At 68.3% G+C, this 18,428-nt stretch carries 12 protein-coding genes and 2 rRNA genes; 2 read left to right on the plus strand and 12 right to left on the minus strand.

The window, feature by feature from the left end:
* Position 1 precedes the first annotated feature (1 nt).
* The 3 genes from C4J65_RS12245 to C4J65_RS12260 form a co-directional block, all read right to left on the minus strand.
* Positions 2 to 3,123: ribosomal RNA gene (locus C4J65_RS12245) — 23S ribosomal RNA — on the minus strand.
* A gap of 281 nt (positions 3,124 to 3,404) precedes the next feature.
* Positions 3,405 to 4,931 (minus strand): 16S ribosomal RNA (locus C4J65_RS12250).
* Together the 16S and 23S rRNA genes form the textbook arrangement of a ribosomal RNA operon.
* 559 nt (positions 4,932 to 5,490) lie before the next feature.
* A complete protein-coding gene (locus C4J65_RS12260; RefSeq protein WP_115742440.1) occupies positions 5,491 to 6,498 on the minus strand; it encodes a stage II sporulation protein M in 1,008 nt (335 codons plus the stop codon).
* A 126-nt stretch (positions 6,499 to 6,624) separates the two neighbouring features.
* Between C4J65_RS12260 and C4J65_RS12265 the strand changes: the two genes are divergently transcribed.
* Complete coding sequence (locus C4J65_RS12265; protein WP_115742441.1) at positions 6,625 to 7,557, plus strand: RDD family protein; 933 nt, start codon at positions 6,625 to 6,627, stop codon at positions 7,555 to 7,557.
* A gap of 20 nt (positions 7,558 to 7,577) precedes the next feature.
* Here C4J65_RS12265 and C4J65_RS12270 read toward each other — a convergent pair whose 3' ends face one another.
* From C4J65_RS12270 to C4J65_RS12310, 9 genes are all read right to left on the minus strand, one after another.
* Entirely contained in the window at positions 7,578 to 8,192 is a 615-nt protein-coding gene (locus C4J65_RS12270) for a hypothetical protein (RefSeq protein WP_115742442.1), read from the minus strand.
* 110 nt (positions 8,193 to 8,302) lie between these two features.
* The gene (gene ahcY / locus C4J65_RS12275; RefSeq protein WP_115742443.1) at positions 8,303 to 9,760 is read right to left on the minus strand and encodes an adenosylhomocysteinase; all 1,458 of its coding nucleotides are present in this window, start codon (positions 9,758 to 9,760) and stop codon (positions 8,303 to 8,305) included.
* A 280-nt stretch (positions 9,761 to 10,040) separates the two neighbouring features.
* Complete coding sequence (locus C4J65_RS12280; protein ID WP_115742444.1) at positions 10,041 to 11,021, minus strand: cation diffusion facilitator family transporter; 981 nt, start codon at positions 11,019 to 11,021, stop codon at positions 10,041 to 10,043.
* A gap of 114 nt (positions 11,022 to 11,135) precedes the next feature.
* Positions 11,136 to 12,287: a mannose-6-phosphate isomerase, class I gene (gene manA, locus C4J65_RS12285; protein ID WP_115742445.1), complete on the minus strand. Its 1,152-nt coding sequence runs from the start codon at positions 12,285 to 12,287 to the stop codon at positions 11,136 to 11,138.
* Between the two features lie 50 nt (positions 12,288 to 12,337).
* Positions 12,338 to 13,465 (minus strand): SIS domain-containing protein, encoded by a 1,128-nt coding sequence (locus C4J65_RS12290; protein WP_115742446.1) that lies wholly within the window; start codon positions 13,463 to 13,465, stop codon positions 12,338 to 12,340.
* An 87-nt stretch (positions 13,466 to 13,552) separates the two neighbouring features.
* Positions 13,553 to 13,723: a Trm112 family protein gene (locus C4J65_RS12295; RefSeq protein ID WP_007450268.1), complete on the minus strand. Its 171-nt coding sequence runs from the start codon at positions 13,721 to 13,723 to the stop codon at positions 13,553 to 13,555.
* A gap of 296 nt (positions 13,724 to 14,019) precedes the next feature.
* Entirely contained in the window at positions 14,020 to 15,384 is a 1,365-nt protein-coding gene (locus tag C4J65_RS12300; protein ID WP_115742447.1) for a phosphomannomutase/phosphoglucomutase, read from the minus strand.
* A gap of 81 nt (positions 15,385 to 15,465) precedes the next feature.
* A complete protein-coding gene (locus tag C4J65_RS12305; RefSeq protein WP_115746415.1) occupies positions 15,466 to 17,082 on the minus strand; it encodes an L-lactate permease in 1,617 nt (538 codons plus the stop codon).
* A 149-nt stretch (positions 17,083 to 17,231) separates the two neighbouring features.
* Positions 17,232 to 17,654 (minus strand): DUF3499 domain-containing protein, encoded by a 423-nt coding sequence (locus C4J65_RS12310; protein ID WP_115742448.1) that lies wholly within the window; start codon positions 17,652 to 17,654, stop codon positions 17,232 to 17,234.
* Between the two features lie 293 nt (positions 17,655 to 17,947).
* On the opposite strand from C4J65_RS12310, the gene C4J65_RS12315 reads away from it, so the two are divergent.
* Positions 17,948 to 18,400 carry a metallopeptidase family protein gene (locus C4J65_RS12315; protein WP_162833565.1) on the plus strand — a complete coding sequence of 151 codons (453 nt, stop codon included), beginning with the start codon at positions 17,948 to 17,950 and terminating at the stop codon, positions 18,398 to 18,400.
* Positions 18,401 to 18,428: the final 28 nt, after the last annotated feature.

The following is an 18,428-nucleotide window of genomic DNA, read 5'->3' on the forward strand; positions in this document are numbered from 1 at the left end:
TGAGGACAAGCCCTCGGCCTATTAGTACCGGTCACCTCCACACCTCACGGTGCTTCCAGATCCGGCCTATCAACCCAGTCGTCTACTGGGAGCCTTAACCCCTCAAGGGGGTGGGAGTCCTCATCTCGAAGCAGGCTTCCCGCTTAGATGCTTTCAGCGGTTATCCCTCCCGAACGTAGCCAACCAGCCATGCCCTTGGCAGGACAACTGGCACACCAGAGGTTCGTCCGTCCCGGTCCTCTCGTACTAGGGACAGCCCTTCTCAAGACTCCTACGCGCACAGCGGATAGGGACCGAACTGTCTCACGACGTTCTAAACCCAGCTCGCGTACCGCTTTAATGGGCGAACAGCCCAACCCTTGGGACCGACTCCAGCCCCAGGATGCGACGAGCCGACATCGAGGTGCCAAACCATCCCGTCGATATGGACTCTTGGGGAAGATCAGCCTGTTATCCCCGGGGTACCTTTTATCCGTTGAGCGACGGCGCTTCCACAAGCCACCGCCGGATCACTAGTCCCGACTTTCGTCCCTGCTCGACCCGTCGGTCTCACAGTCAAGCTCCCTTGTGCACTTACACTCAACACCTGATTGCCAACCAGGCTGAGGGAACCTTTGGGCGCCTCCGTTACTCTTTAGGAGGCAACCGCCCCAGTTAAACTACCCATCAGACACTGTCCCTGATCCGGATCACGGACCCAGGTTAGACATCCAGCACGACCAGACTGGTATTTCAACGACGACTCCACCCACACTGGCGTGCGAGTTTCAAAGTCTCCCAGCTATCCTACACAAGCCGAACCGAACACCAATATCAAACTGTAGTAAAGGTCCCGGGGTCTTTCCGTCCTGCTGCGCGAAACGAGCATCTTTACTCGTAGTGCAATTTCACCGGGCCTATGGTTGAGACAGTCGAGAAGTCGTTACGCCATTCGTGCAGGTCGGAACTTACCCGACAAGGAATTTCGCTACCTTAGGATGGTTATAGTTACCACCGCCGTTTACTGGCGCTTAAGTTCTCAGCTTCGCCCCACCGAAATGGAGCTAACCGGTCCCCTTAACGTTCCAGCACCGGGCAGGCGTCAGTCCGTATACATCGCCTTACGGCTTCGCACGGACCTGTGTTTTTAGTAAACAGTCGCTTCTCGCTGGTCTCTGCGGCCACCCCCAGCTCACGGAGTAAATCCGGTCACCGAGTGTGGCCCCCCTTCTCCCGAAGTTACGGGGGCATTTTGCCGAGTTCCTTAACCATAGTTCACCCGAACGCCTCGGTATTCTCTACCTGACCACCTGAGTCGGTTTAGGGTACGGGCCGCCATGAAACTCGCTAGAGGCTTTTCTCGACAGCATAGGATCATCCACTTCACCACAATCGGCTCGGCATCAGGTCTCAGCCATGTGTGCGACGGATTTACCTACCGCACGGCCTACACCCTTACCCCGGGACAACCACCGCCCGGGATGGACTACCTTCCTGCGTCACCCCATCACTCACCTACTAACCGCTTGGTTCGGCGGCTCCACCACTCCCCTCAACTCCGAAGAGATCAGGGCGGCTTCACGGCCTTAGCATCACGATGCTCGATGTTTGACGCTTCACAGCGGGTACCGGAATATCAACCGGTTATCCATCGACTACGCCTGTCGGCCTCGCCTTAGGTCCCGACTTACCCTGGGCAGATCAGCTTGACCCAGGAACCCTTAGTCAATCGGCGCAAACGTTTCTCACGTTTGTATCGCTACTCATGCCTGCATTCTCACTCGTGAACCGTCCACAACTCGCTTCCACGGCTGCTTCACCCGGCACACGACGCTCCCCTACCCATCACAGCCGGCGTTGGCCGTATTGCTGCAATGACACGACTTCGGCGGTACGCTTGAGCCCCGCTACATTGTCGGCGCGGAATCACTAGACCAGTGAGCTATTACGCACTCTTTCAAGGGTGGCTGCTTCTAAGCCAACCTCCTGGTTGTCTGTGCGACTCCACATCCTTTCCCACTTAGCGTACGCTTAGGGGCCTTAGTCGATGCTCTGGGCTGTTTCCCTCTCGACCATGGAGCTTATCCCCCACAGTCTCACTGCCGCGCTCTCACTTACCGGCATTCGGAGTTTGGCTAAGGTCAGTAACCCGGTAGGGCCCATCGCCTATCCAGTGCTCTACCTCCGGCAAGAAACACACGACGCTGCACCTAAATGCATTTCGGGGAGAACCAGCTATCACGGAGTTTGATTGGCCTTTCACCCCTAACCACAGGTCATCCCCCAGGTTTTCAACCCTGGTGGGTTCGGTCCTCCACGACCTCTTACAGCCGCTTCAACCTGCCCATGGCTAGATCACTCCGCTTCGGGTCTTGAGCGTGCTACTAAAATCGCCCTGTTCGGACTCGCTTTCGCTACGGCTTCCCCACCCGGGTTAACCTCGCAACACACCGCAAACTCGCAGGCTCATTCTTCAAAAGGCACGCAGTCACGAGGATGGAGCAAGCTCCACCCCGACGCTCCCACGGCTTGTAGGCACACGGTTTCAGGTACTATTTCACTCCGCTCCCGCGGTACTTTTCACCATTCCCTCACGGTACTATCCGCTATCGGTCACCAGGGAATATTTAGGCTTAACGGGTGGTCCCGCCAGATTCACACGGGATTTCTCGGGCCCCGTGCTACTTGGGTGTCTCTCAAACGAGCCGCTAATGTTTCGACTACGGGGGTCTTACCCTCTACGCCGGACCTTTCGCATGTCCTTCGCCTACATCAACGGTTTCTGACTCGTCTCACGGCCGGCAGACCGTAAAAGAGAGATCCCACAACCCCGCACACGCAACCCCTGCCGGGTCTCACACGTATACGGTTTGGCCTCATCCGGTTTCGCTCGCCACTACTCCCGGAATCACGGTTGTTTTCTCTTCCTGCGGGTACTGAGATGTTTCACTTCCCCGCGTTCCCTCCACACTGCCTATGTGTTCAGCAGCGGGTGACAGCCCATGACGACTGCCGGGTTTCCCCATTCGGACACCCCCGGATCAAAGCCTGGTTGACGACTCCCCGGGGCCTATCGTGGCCTCCCACGTCCTTCATCGGTTCCTGGTGCCAAGGCATCCACCGTGCGCCCTTAAAAACTTGGCCACAGATGCTCGCGTCCACTGTGCAGTTCTCAAACAACGACCAACCACCCATCACCCCGAAACCTACATCCCGAGTGCACTGGGGCCGGCAACTGAAAGCAGGCCAACGGCCGTACCCTCAGATACCCAACAGCGTGCCCGACACGAACCCCTCTCCGAGACCACGTTCCACGCCGAAGCAGTACTAGTGATCCATCAAGAAGACCCGTGCCGAGTAGTCAACGTTCCACCCATGAGCAACCGTGCAGAACATTTGCCTGCAGTCGGCCATGTGCTCCTTAGAAAGGAGGTGATCCAGCCGCACCTTCCGGTACGGCTACCTTGTTACGACTTCGTCCCAATCGCCAGTCCCACCTTCGACAGCTCCCTCCCACAAGGGGTTGGGCCACCGGCTTCGGGTGTTACCGACTTTCGTGACGTGACGGGCGGTGTGTACAAGGCCCGGGAACGTATTCACCGCAGCAATGCTGATCTGCGATTACTAGCGACTCCGACTTCATGGGGTCGAGTTGCAGACCCCAATCCGAACTGAGACCGGCTTTTTGAGATTCGCTCCACCTTGCGGTATCGCAGCTCATTGTACCGGCCATTGTAGCACGTGTGCAGCCCAAGACATAAGGGGCATGATGACTTGACGTCGTCCCCACCTTCCTCCGAGTTGACCCCGGCGGTCTCCCGTGAGTCCCCAACACCCCGAAGGGCTTGCTGGCAACACGGGACAAGGGTTGCGCTCGTTGCGGGACTTAACCCAACATCTCACGACACGAGCTGACGACAGCCATGCACCACCTGTACACCGACCACAAGGGGGGCACCATCTCTGATGCTTTCCGGTGTATGTCAAGCCTTGGTAAGGTTCTTCGCGTTGCGTCGAATTAAGCCACATGCTCCGCCGCTTGTGCGGGCCCCCGTCAATTCCTTTGAGTTTTAGCCTTGCGGCCGTACTCCCCAGGCGGGGCACTTAATGCGTTAGCTGCGGCACGGACAACGTGGAATGTTGCCCACACCTAGTGCCCACCGTTTACGGCGTGGACTACCAGGGTATCTAATCCTGTTCGCTCCCCACGCTTTCGCTCCTCAGCGTCAGTATCGGCCCAGAGATCCGCCTTCGCCACCGGTGTTCCTCCTGATATCTGCGCATTTCACCGCTACACCAGGAATTCCGATCTCCCCTACCGAACTCTAGCCTGCCCGTATCGACTGCAGACCCGGGGTTAAGCCCCGGGCTTTCACAACCGACGTGACAAGCCGCCTACGAGCTCTTTACGCCCAATAATTCCGGACAACGCTTGCGCCCTACGTATTACCGCGGCTGCTGGCACGTAGTTAGCCGGCGCTTCTTCTGCAGGTACCGTCACTTTCGCTTCTTCCCTGCTGAAAGAGGTTTACAACCCGAAGGCCGTCATCCCTCACGCGGCGTCGCTGCATCAGGCTTTCGCCCATTGTGCAATATTCCCCACTGCTGCCTCCCGTAGGAGTCTGGGCCGTGTCTCAGTCCCAGTGTGGCCGGTCGCCCTCTCAGGCCGGCTACCCGTCGTCGCCTTGGTGAGCCATTACCTCACCAACAAGCTGATAGGCCGCGGGCTCATCCTGCACCGCCGGAGCTTTCGAACCTCGCAGATGCCCGCGAGGGTCAGTATCCGGTATTAGACCCCGTTTCCAGGGCTTGTCCCAGAGTGCAGGGCAGATTGCCCACGTGTTACTCACCCGTTCGCCACTAATCCCCACCGAAGTGGTTCATCGTTCGACTTGCATGTGTTAAGCACGCCGCCAGCGTTCGTCCTGAGCCAGGATCAAACTCTCCGTGAATGTTTACCCGTAATCGGGTGACACCACGAGAGCGGAACAGTCGGAGGAATAATCCGACCGTTCACAGCGTCCTCGCTGTTGTGTTACTTCAAAGGAACCTCAACCCGAACGGAAATCCGATCAGGTCGGGGTATCAACATATCTGGCGTTGACTTTTGGCACGCTGTTGAGTTCTCAAGGAACGGACGCTTCCTTTGTACTCACCCTCTCGGGCTTTCCTCCGGGCGCTTCCCTTCGGTCTTGCGTTTCCGACTCTATCAGATCTTTCCGACCCGATTTCCTCGGTGCTTTCCAGGTTCCCGCTTTCGCGTTTCCCTTTCCGGCGGTTCCGACTTTATCAGAACTTCCGGGCCGTTCTTACCGGCCTTCGTTTCCGATTCATCGGGAGAGTGCTTCGTCGAATTCGTTGATTCGGAGAAGCTGATAGATGTTCGCTGCTGCCCTCTGGGATGAACCCGTCTCCAGGCAACTGTTCGAATCTACCTCCCCGCTTGCTCCGTGTCAACGGTTCATGCGGGAACGAAGAGGACAGTAGCAGCTCGCCAGGGGTGGATGCACATCAGGCGGCCGTTGGCACCGTGGCGCTGCGTTCAGCGGGCTCGACGTCGCCCGTGTCGCCGGCGCGCGCGGCACGGCCGCCCAGAACGTAGACGTAGGCCAGGAAGGCCAGCTCGGCGACGACGCCAATGGTGATGCGGGCCCAGGTGGGCAGACCGGACGGGGTGACGAAGCCTTCGATGGCGCCGGACACGAAGAGGACGAGGGCGAGGCCGACCGCCATGCCGATGGCTGCCCGGCCCTCCTCTGCGAGGGCGATGCGCCGGGTACGGGGACCCGGGTCGATCAGGGTCCAGCCCAGGCGCAGGCCGGTGCCCGCGGCGACGAACACCGCCGTCAGTTCGAGCAGGCCGTGTGGGAGGACCAGGCCGAGGAAGGTGTCGAGGCGGCCGGCCGACGACATCAGACCGAAGCCGACACCGAGGTTGAGCATGTTCTGGAAGAGGATCCAGATGACGGGCAGCCCCAGGAAGACGCCCAGGATGAGGCAGAGCGCGGCGGCCCAGGCGTTGTTCGTCCACACCTGGGCAGCGAACGAGGCGGCCGGATTGCTCGAGTAGTACGTCTCGTACTGGCCACCGGGGCGGGTCAGCTCGCGCAGTTCGCTCGGGGCGGCGATGGTGGACTGCACCTCCGGATGGGTGCCGATCCACCACCCCAGCAGGGCCGCGACGGCGGTCGACAGGAGGGCGGTGGGGACCCACCAGTGGCGGGCACGGTAGACGGCCGCCGGGAACTGCTGGGTCAGGAAGCGCGTGACGTCGCGCCAGGAGGCGCGTCGGGTGCCTGTCACGACACTGCGCGCGCGTGCCACCAGTTGGCTCAGACGTCCGGTCAGCTGGGGATCGGGCGCGCTGGACTGGATCAGGGAGAGATGGGTGGCCGTGCGCTGGTAGAGGGCGACGAGTTCGTCGGTCTCCGGACCGGTCAGCCGGCGCCGGCGCCGGAGGAGGGCGTCGAGGCGGTCCCACTCCGCGCGGTGGGCGGAGACGAAGACGTCGAGGTCCATCGGTGTGCCTGCTCCTCGGCTATCGTCGGCGGCTCGTCGTGGATCAGCTTGTCGTACTGCGGCGCGGTGCGTCCTCAGCTTGGCAGACTGGCGGGGACGGGGGCAGTCAGGGGAAGGACGGCGGGCGTGAGCGAGCTGGTGACGGGCGAGGCCGTGGCGCTGGAGCTGCGCCCCGCGAGGCTGCCCAGCAGGGCGCTGGCCGTCCTGCTCGACCTGGCGGTGGCCGTGGCCGTCTACGTGGCGGTGACGGTCGCCCTGATGGCGGCCACCTCGTCCCTGGACGTGGCGGCGCAGACCGCGCTGTCGATCGCGGCCTTCGTCCTCGTACTGGTGGGCGGGCCGATCGCCGTCGAGACGCTGAGCCATGGGCGGTCGCTCGGGAAGATGGCGTGCGGGCTGCGGGTGGTGCGGGACGACGGCGGGCCGATCCGGTTCCGGCACTCGTTGGTGCGGGGCTTGATCGGAGTGATCGAGATCCTCATGACGCTCGGCGTCATCGCTTGTGTCGCCTCACTGGTGTCGGCGCGGGGACGGCGGCTCGGCGACGTGTTCGCGGGCACCCTCGTCGTGCGGGAGAGGGTGCCGTTCTCGTCGGCGGGCTTCATGCCGCCGCCTCCGCCCTGGCTGGCGGGGCGGTTCTCGGGGCTCGACCTGTCCGCGGTGCCCGACGATCTGTGGCTTGCCGTCCGTCAGTACCTGGCGCGGATGGGGCAGCTGGACCCGCGCGTCGGCTGGGCCATGGCCGAGCGGCTCGCCGCGGACGTGGCGGCGCGTACGGGGGCTCCGGTGCCGCGGGAGGTGCCGCCGCCCGCGTATCTGGCGGCGGTGCTGCAGGAACGGCAGGCCCGGGAGGCCTGGCGGGCGTTCGGCGGCGCTTCGGCGGCCGAGAGGGCTGCCGGGTCGGTGCCGGTGGCTCCCGCGCCGCCCGCCCCGCCGGCTGTGCCGTCGTCTCCGCCGACTGCCCCGCCGCCCGCGCCGTCACCGGGTGGCGGCCCCGCGGTGCCACGGGACGTGCCGTCGGACCGCCGCTCCGGAACCGGGTTCGTGCCGCCGGCGTAGGCCGGGCCGCCCGACGCCGCTCACGGGAACACGGACGGTGGTGTCTCCAGGTCCTCCAGCTCGATCCCGGGGGCCGCGAGCACGACGTCGCCGGCGATGTGCACGGTGTGCTGTTCGCCCGTGTCCAGGACTGTGACCTGGTATTCGTCCACGGTGAGGGGGCCGTTGTCAGTGCCGTGTGCTTCTCTGTTCAGCAAGGCCCAGGACTGGTCCACGGTGCGGGGGGCGAGGACCGGGTCGGTGAGGGCGACGAGGCGTACGCGGGTGGCTGATTCGGAGGGGGTGAGGCGCAGGAGGCGGGTCACGGCGACGAGGAAGGCCGGGGACGTGCCGGTGAAGGCGTGGGCGCGCGCATTGCCTTCGGTGGCGTGGATTCCGGTGGGGTCGGTCCGGACCCAGGTGACGCCGTCGATGGCGGCGCCGCGGACCTGCCAGTCGGCGGCGTGGAGTTCCAGGCGGATCGGGCGGCCGAGCTCGTCGAGGGCGAGGTCGACGGAGCCGTGGTGGTCCCCGGTGGGCGTGGTCAGCCGGGAGACGTAGCGCCAGCCGGAGGGGCCGGGGGCGCACTGGAAGTGTTCTTCCGCGAGGGGGGTGTGGTCGTGCGGATCGTGGAGCGAATAACGGCCGCGGGGCATGGGTGTCCTGGGTGGTGACGGGCTGGCCCGGCCGCTGATGCGGACGCGGCGCCAATGGGGCAGGCCCCCGGCACGGGGGTGCGGGGGCCTGCCTCGGAGGAACCGGTGACTCAGTAGCGGTAGTGGTCCGCCTTGTAGGGGCCCTCGACCTTGACGCCGATGTAGTCGGCCTGCTCCGGGCGGAGCGTGGTCAGCTTGACGCCGAGGGAGTCGAGGTGGAGCCGGGCGACCTTCTCGTCCAGGTGCTTCGGCAGCACGTAGACGTCGGTCGGGTACTCGTCGGGCTTGGTGAACAGCTCGATCTGGGCCAGGGTCTGGTCCGCGAAGGAGTTGGACATCACGAACGACGGGTGGCCGGTGGCGTTGCCCAGGTTCAGCAGGCGGCCCTCGGAGAGGACGATGAGCACCTTGCCGTCGGGGTAGGTCCAGGTGTGGACCTGCGGCTTGACCTCGTCCTTGACGATGCCGGGGGTCTTGGCGAGGCCGGCCATGTCGATCTCGTTGTCGAAGTGGCCGATGTTGCCGACGATGGCCTGGTGCTTCATCTTGGCCATGTCCGAGGCCATGATGATGTCCTTGTTGCCGGTCGTGGTGACGAAGATGTCGGCCTTGTCGACGACCTCGTCGAGCGTCGTGACCTGGAAGCCGTCCATCGCCGCCTGCAGGGCGCAGATCGGGTCGATCTCGGTGATGATCACGCGGGCGCCCTGGCCGCGCAGGGACTCCGCGCAGCCCTTGCCGACGTCGCCGTAGCCGCAGATGACGGCGGTCTTGCCGCCGATCAGGACGTCGGTGGCGCGGTTGATGCCGTCGACCAGGGAGTGGCGGCAGCCGTACTTGTTGTCGAACTTCGACTTGGTGACCGCGTCGTTGACGTTGATCGCCGGGAACAGCAGGGTGCCGTCGCGGTGCATCCCGTACAGGCGGTGGACGCCGGTCGTGGTCTCCTCGGTCACGCCGCGGATCTCGGACGCCAGCTGGGTCCACTTCTGCGGGCTCTCGCCGACCGTGCGGGTGAGGAGCTCGAGGATGACGCGGTGCTCGTCGGACTCGGCGGTGTCGACCGAGGGGACCTTGCCGTCCTTCTCGTACTCGACGCCCTTGTGGACGAGGAGAGTGGCGTCACCGCCGTCGTCCAGGATCATGTTCGGGCCGCCGGTGGGGGTGTTCGGCCAGGTCAGTGCCTGCTCCGTGCACCACCAGTACTCCTGAAGGGTCTCGCCCTTCCAGGCGAAGACCGGGACGCCCTGCGGGTCGTCGGGCGTGCCGTTCGGGCCGACGGCGATGGCGGCGGCCGCGTGGTCCTGGGTGGAGAAGATGTTGCAGGAGGCCCAGCGGACCTCGGCGCCGAGGGCGACGAGGGTCTCGATGAGCACGGCGGTCTGCACGGTCATGTGCAGGGAGCCGGTGACGCGGGCGCCGGCGAGCGGCTGGGCCTCGGCGTACTCCTTGCGGATCGCCATGAGTCCCGGCATCTCGTGCTCGGCGAGGGTGATCTCCTTGCGGCCGAACGCGGCCAGGGAGAGGTCGGCGACCTTGAAGTCCTGTCGGTTGTCGACAGTCGTCATTACGGGCTGCTCCTCGGGTTGGGTCGAGGTGGGTACGGCTGACCTGCGCGGCGGCGGACACAGGAGTGCCCAGAAGAGGACACAGGCATGCCCGCGTACGCGCAGCGCAGTCCGTCGGAGGCCCTCTCTCCCTCGGCCGGTCCGTCCTGGACCGCCCGACCGCCATCAGCAGCGACGTCTGGCTCCGTCCCAAGCTACACCGCGGGCGCCCGCCGTCCCCAGTCCGCCTCCGAACACTTCCGGACGTTCACGCAGGGTGATGACGGTCGCGGGCGGTCGGTCAGTGGGCGGCGGGCGGGGTGGTCGGGCCGCCCGGGGTCGCCTCGGGGTCGGGGCCCTTGGCGGCCTCGGACTCGCTGTAGATGTCCGGTTCCAGGTAGATGACGCGGGCGATCGGGACCGCCTCGCGGATGCGGGACTCGGCGGCGTCGATCGCGGAGGCGATCTCCGTGGCCGTGCCGTCGTGCCGGACGGCGATCTTGGCGGCGACGAGCAGTTCCTCGGGGCCGAGGTGGAGGGTGCGCATGTGGATGATGCCGGTGACGGTGTCCCCGGCGACGGCCGCGGCCTCGATCTGCCGGACCGCGTCGGCGCCCGCGGCCTCACCGAGCAGCAGGGACTTGGTCTCGACGGCGAGGACCAGCGCGATCAGGATGAGCAGGATGCCGATGCACAGGGTGCCGACGCCGTCCCAGACGCCGTCGCCGGTGAGCAGGGCGAGGCCGACGCCGCCGAGGGCGAGGATCAGGCCGACGAGGGCGCCGAGGTCCTCCAGGAGGACGACGGGCAGCTCCGGGGCCTTGGCGTGGCGGATGAACTCCTTCCAGGACTTCTTGCCGCGCAGGGGGTTGGACTCCTTGATGGCGGTCCGGAAGGAGAAGCCCTCGGCGATGATCGCGAAGACCAGGACGCCCACCGGCCAGTACCAGTGCTCCAGTTCGTGCGGGTGCTTGATCTTCTCGTAGCCCTCGTAGAGGGCGAACATGCCGCCGACCGAGAAGAGCACGATGGAGACGAGGAAGGCGTAGATGTAGCGCTCGCGGCCGAAGCCGAAGGGGTGTTGCGGGGTGGCCACGCGCTGGGCCCGCTTGCCGCCCAGGAGCAGCAGGCCCTGGTTGCCGGAGTCGGCGAGGGAGTGCACGGACTCGGCGAGCATCGACGACGATCCGCTGAAGAGGAACGCCACGAATTTCGCTACCGCGATCGAGAGGTTGGCGAGCAGTGCCGCCACGATCGCCCTGGTTCCGCCTGACGCGCTCATGGGTCGCGTTGTCCCTTCGACTTCAACTGTGGCCGGCTTTGCCCCGCCTTTGCGGTCCGCCATTGTTGCAGCCCGCGCGGGCCCCGACGTGCCGGATGCCCCCTCGGGCACGGGTCAGACGCGCACGGTGGCCCGGAAGAGCGTGCCGGTTCCGGACACTTCGGCCTTTTCGTGCGCCGGGACGAAGACGGAGCGGCCGGGGGCCAGTTCGTGTTCGCCCGCCCGTACGGTGCCCGCCGTGCAGAGCAGGATCTGCGGGGTGGGCAGGGTGAGGTCGTGGGCGCCGGAGCCCTCGGGCAGGACGTAGCGGGACAGGCGGAACTCGTCGATCGGGGTGTCGTAGACCTCTTCGCCGTCGGGGGACGCCTCGGGGCGCAGGATGCCGGGGTCGCCGGACTCGAAGCGGACGATGCGCAGGAGTTCGGGGACGTCGACGTGCTTGGGCGTGAGGCCGCAGCGCAGGACGTTGTCGGAGTTGGCCATGATCTCGACGCCGAGGCCGTTCAGGTAGGCGTGCGGGATGCCGGCGCCGAGGTAGAGGGCCTCGCCGGGCTGGAGCCGGACGTGGTTGAGGAGCATCGCGGCGAGGACGCCGGGGTCGCCCGGGTAGTGGTGGGCGATGTCGGCGTACGGCCGGTAGGCGCCGCCGAGGCGGTCACAGGCGGCCGCGACCTCGGTGACCGTGCGGGACATGTCCTCGGGGTCGGCGGTGAGGACCGCGGTGAGGACCTCGCGCAGGGCCGCGTCCTCGGGCTGGGCGCGCAGCAGGTCGACGTACGGCTTGAGGGAGGCGACGCCGAGGCCGTCCAGCAGGTCGGCCGTCTCGGCCGGGGCGCGGAAGCCGCACAGGCCGTCGAAGTCGGTGAGGGCGCAGACCAGTTCGGGCTTGTGGTTGGCGTCCTTGTAGTTGCGGTGCGGGGCGTCCAGCGGGACGCCGCGGCGCTCCTCGTCCTCGTAACCGGCCCTGGCCTGGGCCAGGTCGGGGTGGACCTGGAGGGAGAGCGGGGCGCCGGCCGCGAGGAGCTTGAGGAGGAAGGGCAGCCGGGGGCCGAACCTGGCCACGGAGGCGGAGCCCAGTTCCTTCTCGGGGTCGGCGTCGACGACCTCGGCGAGGGTGCCCCGGCCGGTGCGGGAGGGGGCGCCGGGGTGGGCGCCCATCCACATCTCCGCCTGCGGTTCGCCGGTCGGCTCGGTCCCGAGCAGGGTCGGGATCGCGGTGGTGGAACCCCAGGCGTAGGGGCGGACGGTGTTGTCGAGGCGGTCCATGGGCTCTCTCTGCCGGTGCGTGCTGGTGCGTGGGCGATGCTGCGCCTGGGTCAGGCTCCCGAGGCGAGCGCCAGGTAAACGGCGGCGAAATCCGTGATGGCGATCAGTTCGGCGAGGGTCTCCAGTTCGCCGCCCTCTTCCGGTTCCAGTTCGCTGATCGGCGTGTCGTGGCCGAGGGCCAGGTCACGGGCGTTGGGAGCGGCGGTGAGGCCGCCGCTGGGGCGGTCGCGCAGGAGGACCACGCGTGCGTGCAGGGCGGGCGGCTCCTCGACGCGGTCGCGGAAGAAGTCGTCGGGGTCGGCGCCGGCGGCGAGCCGGCCGGAGAGCAGTGCGTTGTGCGCGGCGAGCGCCTCGGGCAGGTCGGCGACGACGGCGGGGGTGCCGGACAGCTCGGCGAGGGCGGCCGCGAAGCGGCGGCCGGCGGGTCCGGCGGAGGTGCCCTCGGTCCAGACGACGGGGAGGGACTCGGCCAGCTCGGACGCCAGGGTCTTGGCGGGGTTGCTGTAGGTCACGATGGCGGGCCCGCAGCGTTCGGCGATCCGGTCGAGGCGGTCGGCGACCTTGTCGATGGCCTCGGGCGGCGCGTCGAGCAGGCCGGTGCGGTCCAGCAGGGCGAGGAGCGGGGTGAGCAGCGCCCACAGGACGCCCGGGGCGGCGCCGGCGAGGGGCTCGTCGTGGTCGTAGGGGGCGGTCGCCATCGGGATGAACAGGCCGCGGGAGGCACTCACCGCATCGTTGAGCGGGGAGCGGGCGGGGGCGACGGCGACGACCGTGCAGCCCCTGCGGTAGGCCTGTTCGGCGAGGAGGGACAGGCCCGGCTCGGCGCCGTCGGGGGTGGCGATCAGCAGGAGGTCCACGGATCCGGCCCAGCCGGGCAGTTCCCAGCGCAGGGCGCCCGCGGCGGGGGCGACGCCGGTGGGGGCGAGGCGGGTGACGGGGCTGCCCGCCCCGGCGAGGGTGCCGAGGAGGTCGGCGGCGTGGGTGGCGGCGGCGCCGGGTCCCGCGATCAGTACGGCGCGGGGGCGGCCGTCCGGCTTGAGGTTGCCGACGCCGGCCTCGGCGGCCTGCCGGGCGGCGGTGCGGACGCGGGCACCGGCCTCGGCGGCGCCGCGGAGCAGGCCGCGGCGGTCGGCCTCGGTGAGGCGCTCCGGGGCGTCGAGGAGCGATTCGTCGAGCATGGCGGCAGGTCTCCGATCGCCGGGGCGTTCGTTCGAATGCGCGGGTGCGCGGGGTCGTCGCCGGGTGGCCGGTCGCCTGGCCGGCGGCTACTCGGGGCGGCGGGCCTCGTCGACGAGGAGGACGGGGATGCCGTCGCGCACCGGGTAGGCCAGGCCGCAGTCCTGGCCGGTGCAGATCAGCTCCGCGTCCTGCTCCTTGAGGGGGGCGTGGCAGGCGGGGCAGGCGAGGATCTCCAGGAGGCCGGCTTCGAGCGGCATGGGGGTTCCCTTCGGGGGCGGTGGGGCTTGTGTGGATGTGCTGGTCAGGGTACCGCCGGGGCGGGGCCCGTGCGGGTGGCCCACGGTGAACCCGGTGTTGGGGCGGGGGCGGTCGCGCGCCGGGCGCCGGCCGGGTGCCGCTGCGCCCACCCGTGCCGCCTGGGGGCACCTCCCAGGCCGTTCAGGCACTGGGGGAGGTACGACTGCCCGCAGCGGCGGGGGCGAGTGCCTGCGGCCGCCGGGGGCACGAGGTCCGCGGCTGGGGAGCGGCACGAGGTCCGCGGCCGCGGCCGCGGCTAGGCGCGGATGATCGCCAGCGCTTCGTCGCGCACCTTCGTCATCGTCGCCTCGTCGCGCGCCTCCGCGTTCAGGCGGAGCAGGGGCTCGGTGTTGGACGGGCGGACGTTGAACCACCAGTCGGCCGCCTGGACGGTGAGGCCGTCCAGGTCGTCCACGGTGACGTCGTCGCGGCCCTCGTAGGCGGCCCGGATCGCGGCGAGGCGGGCCTGCTGGTCGGCGACGGTGGAGTTGATCTCGCCGGAGCCGGTGTAGCGGTCGTAGGCGGCGACCAGGGCGGACAGCGGGCCGTCCTGCTCGCCGAGGGCGGCGAGGACGTGGAGGGCGGCCAGCATGCCGGTGTCGGCGTTCCAGAAGTCGCGGAAGTAGTAGTGCGCGGAGTGCTCGCCGCCGAAGATGGCGCCGGTCCTGGCCATCTCGGCCTTGATGAAGGAGTGGCCCACACGCGTGCGTTCCGGTGTGCCGCCGTTCTCGCGGACGACCTCCGGGACGGTCCACGAGGTGATCAGGTTGTGGATGACCGTGCCCTTGCCGCCGTTGCGGGCCAGTTCGCGGGCGGCCACCAGGGCGGTGACGGCGGACGGGGAGACCGGCTCGCCGTCCTGGTCGACGACGAAGCACCGGTCGGCGTCGCCGTCGAAGGCGAGGCCGAGGTCGGCGCCCTCCTCGCGGACGCGCCGCTGGAGATCCACGAGGTTGGCCGGGTCGAGCGGGTTGGCCTCGTGGTTGGGGAAGGTGCCGTCCAGTTCGAAGTACATCGGCACCAGGTCGAGGGGCAGGCCGGCGAAGACCGTGGGGACGGTGTGGCCGCCCATGCCGTTGCCCGCGTCGACGACGACCTTGAGGGGGCGGCTGCCGGTGAGGTCGACGAGGGAACGCAGGTGGGCGGCGTAGTCGGCGAGGACGTCGCGCCGGGTGACGGTGCCGGGACGGGCGGTCGGCTCCGGGGCGCCCACCTCGCTCCAGCGCTCCACCAGGGCGCGGATCTCGGCGAGGCCGGTGTCCTGGCCGACCGGGGCGGCACCCGCGCGGCACAGCTTGATGCCGTTGTACCGCGCGGGGTTGTGCGAGGCCGTGAACATGGCGCCCGGCAGGCCGAGCGCGCCGGAGGCGTAGTACAGCTGGTCGGTGGAGCACAGGCCGATCCCGGTCACGTCGGCGCCGCGGGCCGCCGCGCCGCGCGCGAAGGCGTCGGACAGGCCCGGGGACGAGGGCCGCATGTCGTGGCCGACCACGATGGCGCCCGCGCCGGTCAGTTCGACGAAGGCCGCGCCGAACAGCTCGGCCAGCGACTCGTCCCACTGGTCCGGGACGACACCGCGCACGTCGTACGCCTTCACGATCTGCGACAGATCAGCAGCCACGGCCAACCTTCCTGAAAGTCCTGTCGGAGCCCACAAACTACCCCGTAGGGACCGACGGGCCGCCCGGGCGGTTCCCTGAGGTCAGGGCAGCATCCAGCCCAGGACCGCCGTGGACTGCCCGACCACGATCAGGCACATGACCAGCAGCAGGCCGAGACTCCAGGGGAGCACCTTGCGCAGCAGGTCGCCCTCGCGGCCGGCGAGACCCACGGCGGCGCAGGCGATGGTGAGGTTCTGCGGGGAGATCATCTTGCCGAGGACGCCGCCGGAGCTGTTGGCGGCGGCCAGCAGTTCGGGCGAGAGGCCGGACTCGCGCGCGGCGGTCACCTGGAGGGCGCCGAAGAGCGCGTTGGCGGAGGTGTCGGAGCCGGAGACGGCGACGCCGAACCAGCCGAGCACCGGGGAGAGGAACGCGAGTCCGGCACCGGCCGCGGCGACGAAGTGGCCGATGGTGGCCGCCTGCCCGGAGAGGTTCATGACGTAGGCGAGGGCGAGGACCGAGGTGACGGTGAGGATCGCGAACCGCAGTTCGTGCACGGTCGCGAGCCACTCCTTGACCGCCACACGCGCGTGCACGCCGAGGACGACGGCAGTGGCCAGCCCGGCGAAGAGCACGAGCGTGCCGCCGGTGGAGACGATCGGCCAGGAGAAGACGTTGCCGCCGACCGGCTTGCCCTCGGGGCCGGCCACGTCCAGGAACGGCCAGTCGTAGGACTGGGTGGCCTTGGCAAGCCAGTCCTTGACCGCCGGGATCTGCGCCACGGAGAAGACGGCGACGATCAGCGCGTACGGCGCGTACGCCCGCACGACCTCACGGGCGGGGTCCCGCTCGTCCAGTTCCTCGCTGCGCGCGCCGGTCAGTACGGACGCCCGTACGGGCTCGGCGGCGGGCCGGCGGGAGTGCGGTACGGCGACCAGGGCGCCGGCGCCGATCAGGGCGGCGGCGATGTCGGCGAGCTGGGCGGAGACGTAGTTGGAGGCGACGAACTGGGCGACGGCGAAGGCGACTCCGCAGGCCAGTGCGGGGATCCAGGTCTCGCGCAGTCCGCGCCGCCCGTCCACCAGGGCGACCAGGAGCAGCGGTACGACGAGGGCCAGCAGGGGCGTCTGCCGGCCCACCACGGAGGCGACGTCGTCCAGGGGCAGCCCGGTGACCTGGGCCAGCGTCACCACCGGCGTGCCCATCGCGCCGAAGGCGACCGGTGCGGTGTTGGCGACCAGCGAGACCACGGCGGCGCGTACGGGGTCGAAGCCGAGGGCGACGAGCATGACCGAGCAGATCGCGACGGGCGCCCCGAACCCGGCGAGGGCCTCCAGGAGGGCGCCGAAGCAGAAGGCGACGACGAGGGCCTGGATGCGGGGGTCGTCGGACAGCCGGCCGAAGGAGCGGCGCAGGATGTCGAAGTGCCGGGTGCGGACGGTCATCCGGTAGACCCACAGGGCGTTCACGACGATCCACAGGATGGGGAAGAGGCCGAAAACCGCCCCCTGGACGGCGCTGGAGGCCGTCTGGCCGAGCGGCATGCCGTAGGCGAGCCAGGCGACCAGTACGGCGGCCAGGAGGCCGATGAGGCCCGCCAGGTGCGCCTTCATGCGGACGCCGCCCAGCAGGACGAGGACGATCACCAGTGGCAGGGCCGCCACCAGGGCGGACAGGCCGAGCGAACCGGCGACGGGTTCCAGTTCCTGCACGTACACGGACGCCTCCCCGGATTCCGCCATGCGAAAGCGATTTCTCGCGACTTCCGGAATGGTCGTGTCCGCGACAACGAGGCGTCAATGGGTGTGCAGCAACGGATGTGACCGGGGCCACTACGAGTGAGGGGTGCGGGTCCCTCGAACAGGGATCAGTTGTCCGGCGAGCGCAGCACGCGCAGGTGGCCGCGGCGCGCGACCTCCATCGGGTCGGCCCTGCGTGCGCCGCCACCGGCCTCGGCCGCCCGCTCCTGGGGACGGGCCGCCTCGCGCACCGCGTTGGCGAGCGCCTCCAGGTCGTCGCCGCTGGGGCGGGCCGGGGCGGATCCGTCGAGCAGGCGGACGACCTCCCAGCCGCGCGGGGCGGTGAGGCGCTCGGAGTGCTCGGCGCACAGGTCGTAGCAGTGGGGTTCGGCGTAGGTGGCGAGCGGGCCGAGGACCGCGGTCGAGTCGGCGTAGACGTACGTCAGCGTCGCGACGGCGGGACGGCCGCAGGCGGTGCGCGAACAGCGACGTACAGGGCTCACGATGTTGGACGGTACCGCACTCTTGAGCGGGCCGCGACGACTCTCCACCGGGTCACACCCCCGTGTCGTGGCGTGAAACGTCCTACGGCCCTTCCGAACAGGCCCCTTTGACCTGCGCGGACCCCGGCCCCGACGATCCCGCGCGGTTCGGAGAACGGTCACGACCCGATACAAACAACGACATTTGCCTTGAGTTCCACGGTCGCGGAGAGATACGGAATTGAGCCCAACCTTGGCTGGAATGGTCATTCGACGACAAGGGGAGCGGGCCGCCGCCACGCCGCCCGCGGTGCGCGTGCGGTCGGGCACGTGACCTCGGCGGGGACTACCCTTCGACGGTGATGGACAACCCCGTGACGCCCCGTGACACCGGCCGCCCAGGACCCCGCCGTCGTGATCGGCACGGCCGGGGCATGCGCGGCCCGGTCGCACCCCCGCAGGTGCCGCTCGCGGCGAGCCGTGGCGAGGTGTTCGCGGACCTGGTGCAGGACTCCGTGGAGCGCCTGGAGCGGCGCTGGCCGCAGCTCGCCGACATCGACTTCCTCGTCCTCGACGTGCCGCGACCGGCCGAGGCCGGGGACGCCTGGAACGACGAGGCGGTCCCGCTCGGGGCCATGGTGCCCTCGCGCGACGGGCGGCGGGGGCGGGTGGTCGTCTACCGGCGACCGGTGGAGATCCGGACCAAGGGGCGGGACGAGCGGGCGCTGCTGGTGCACGAGGTCGTCGTCGAGCAGGTCGCGGAGCTGCTCGGGCTGACCCCGGAGACGGTGGATCCGCGGTACGGGGAGGACTGAGCGGCGGAGGTCCCAGCCCCCCGCGGCC

Origin of the sequence: Streptomyces sp. CB09001 (genome assembly GCF_003369795.1) — a bacterium.
Lineage (GTDB): Bacteria > Actinomycetota > Actinomycetes > Streptomycetales > Streptomycetaceae > Streptomyces.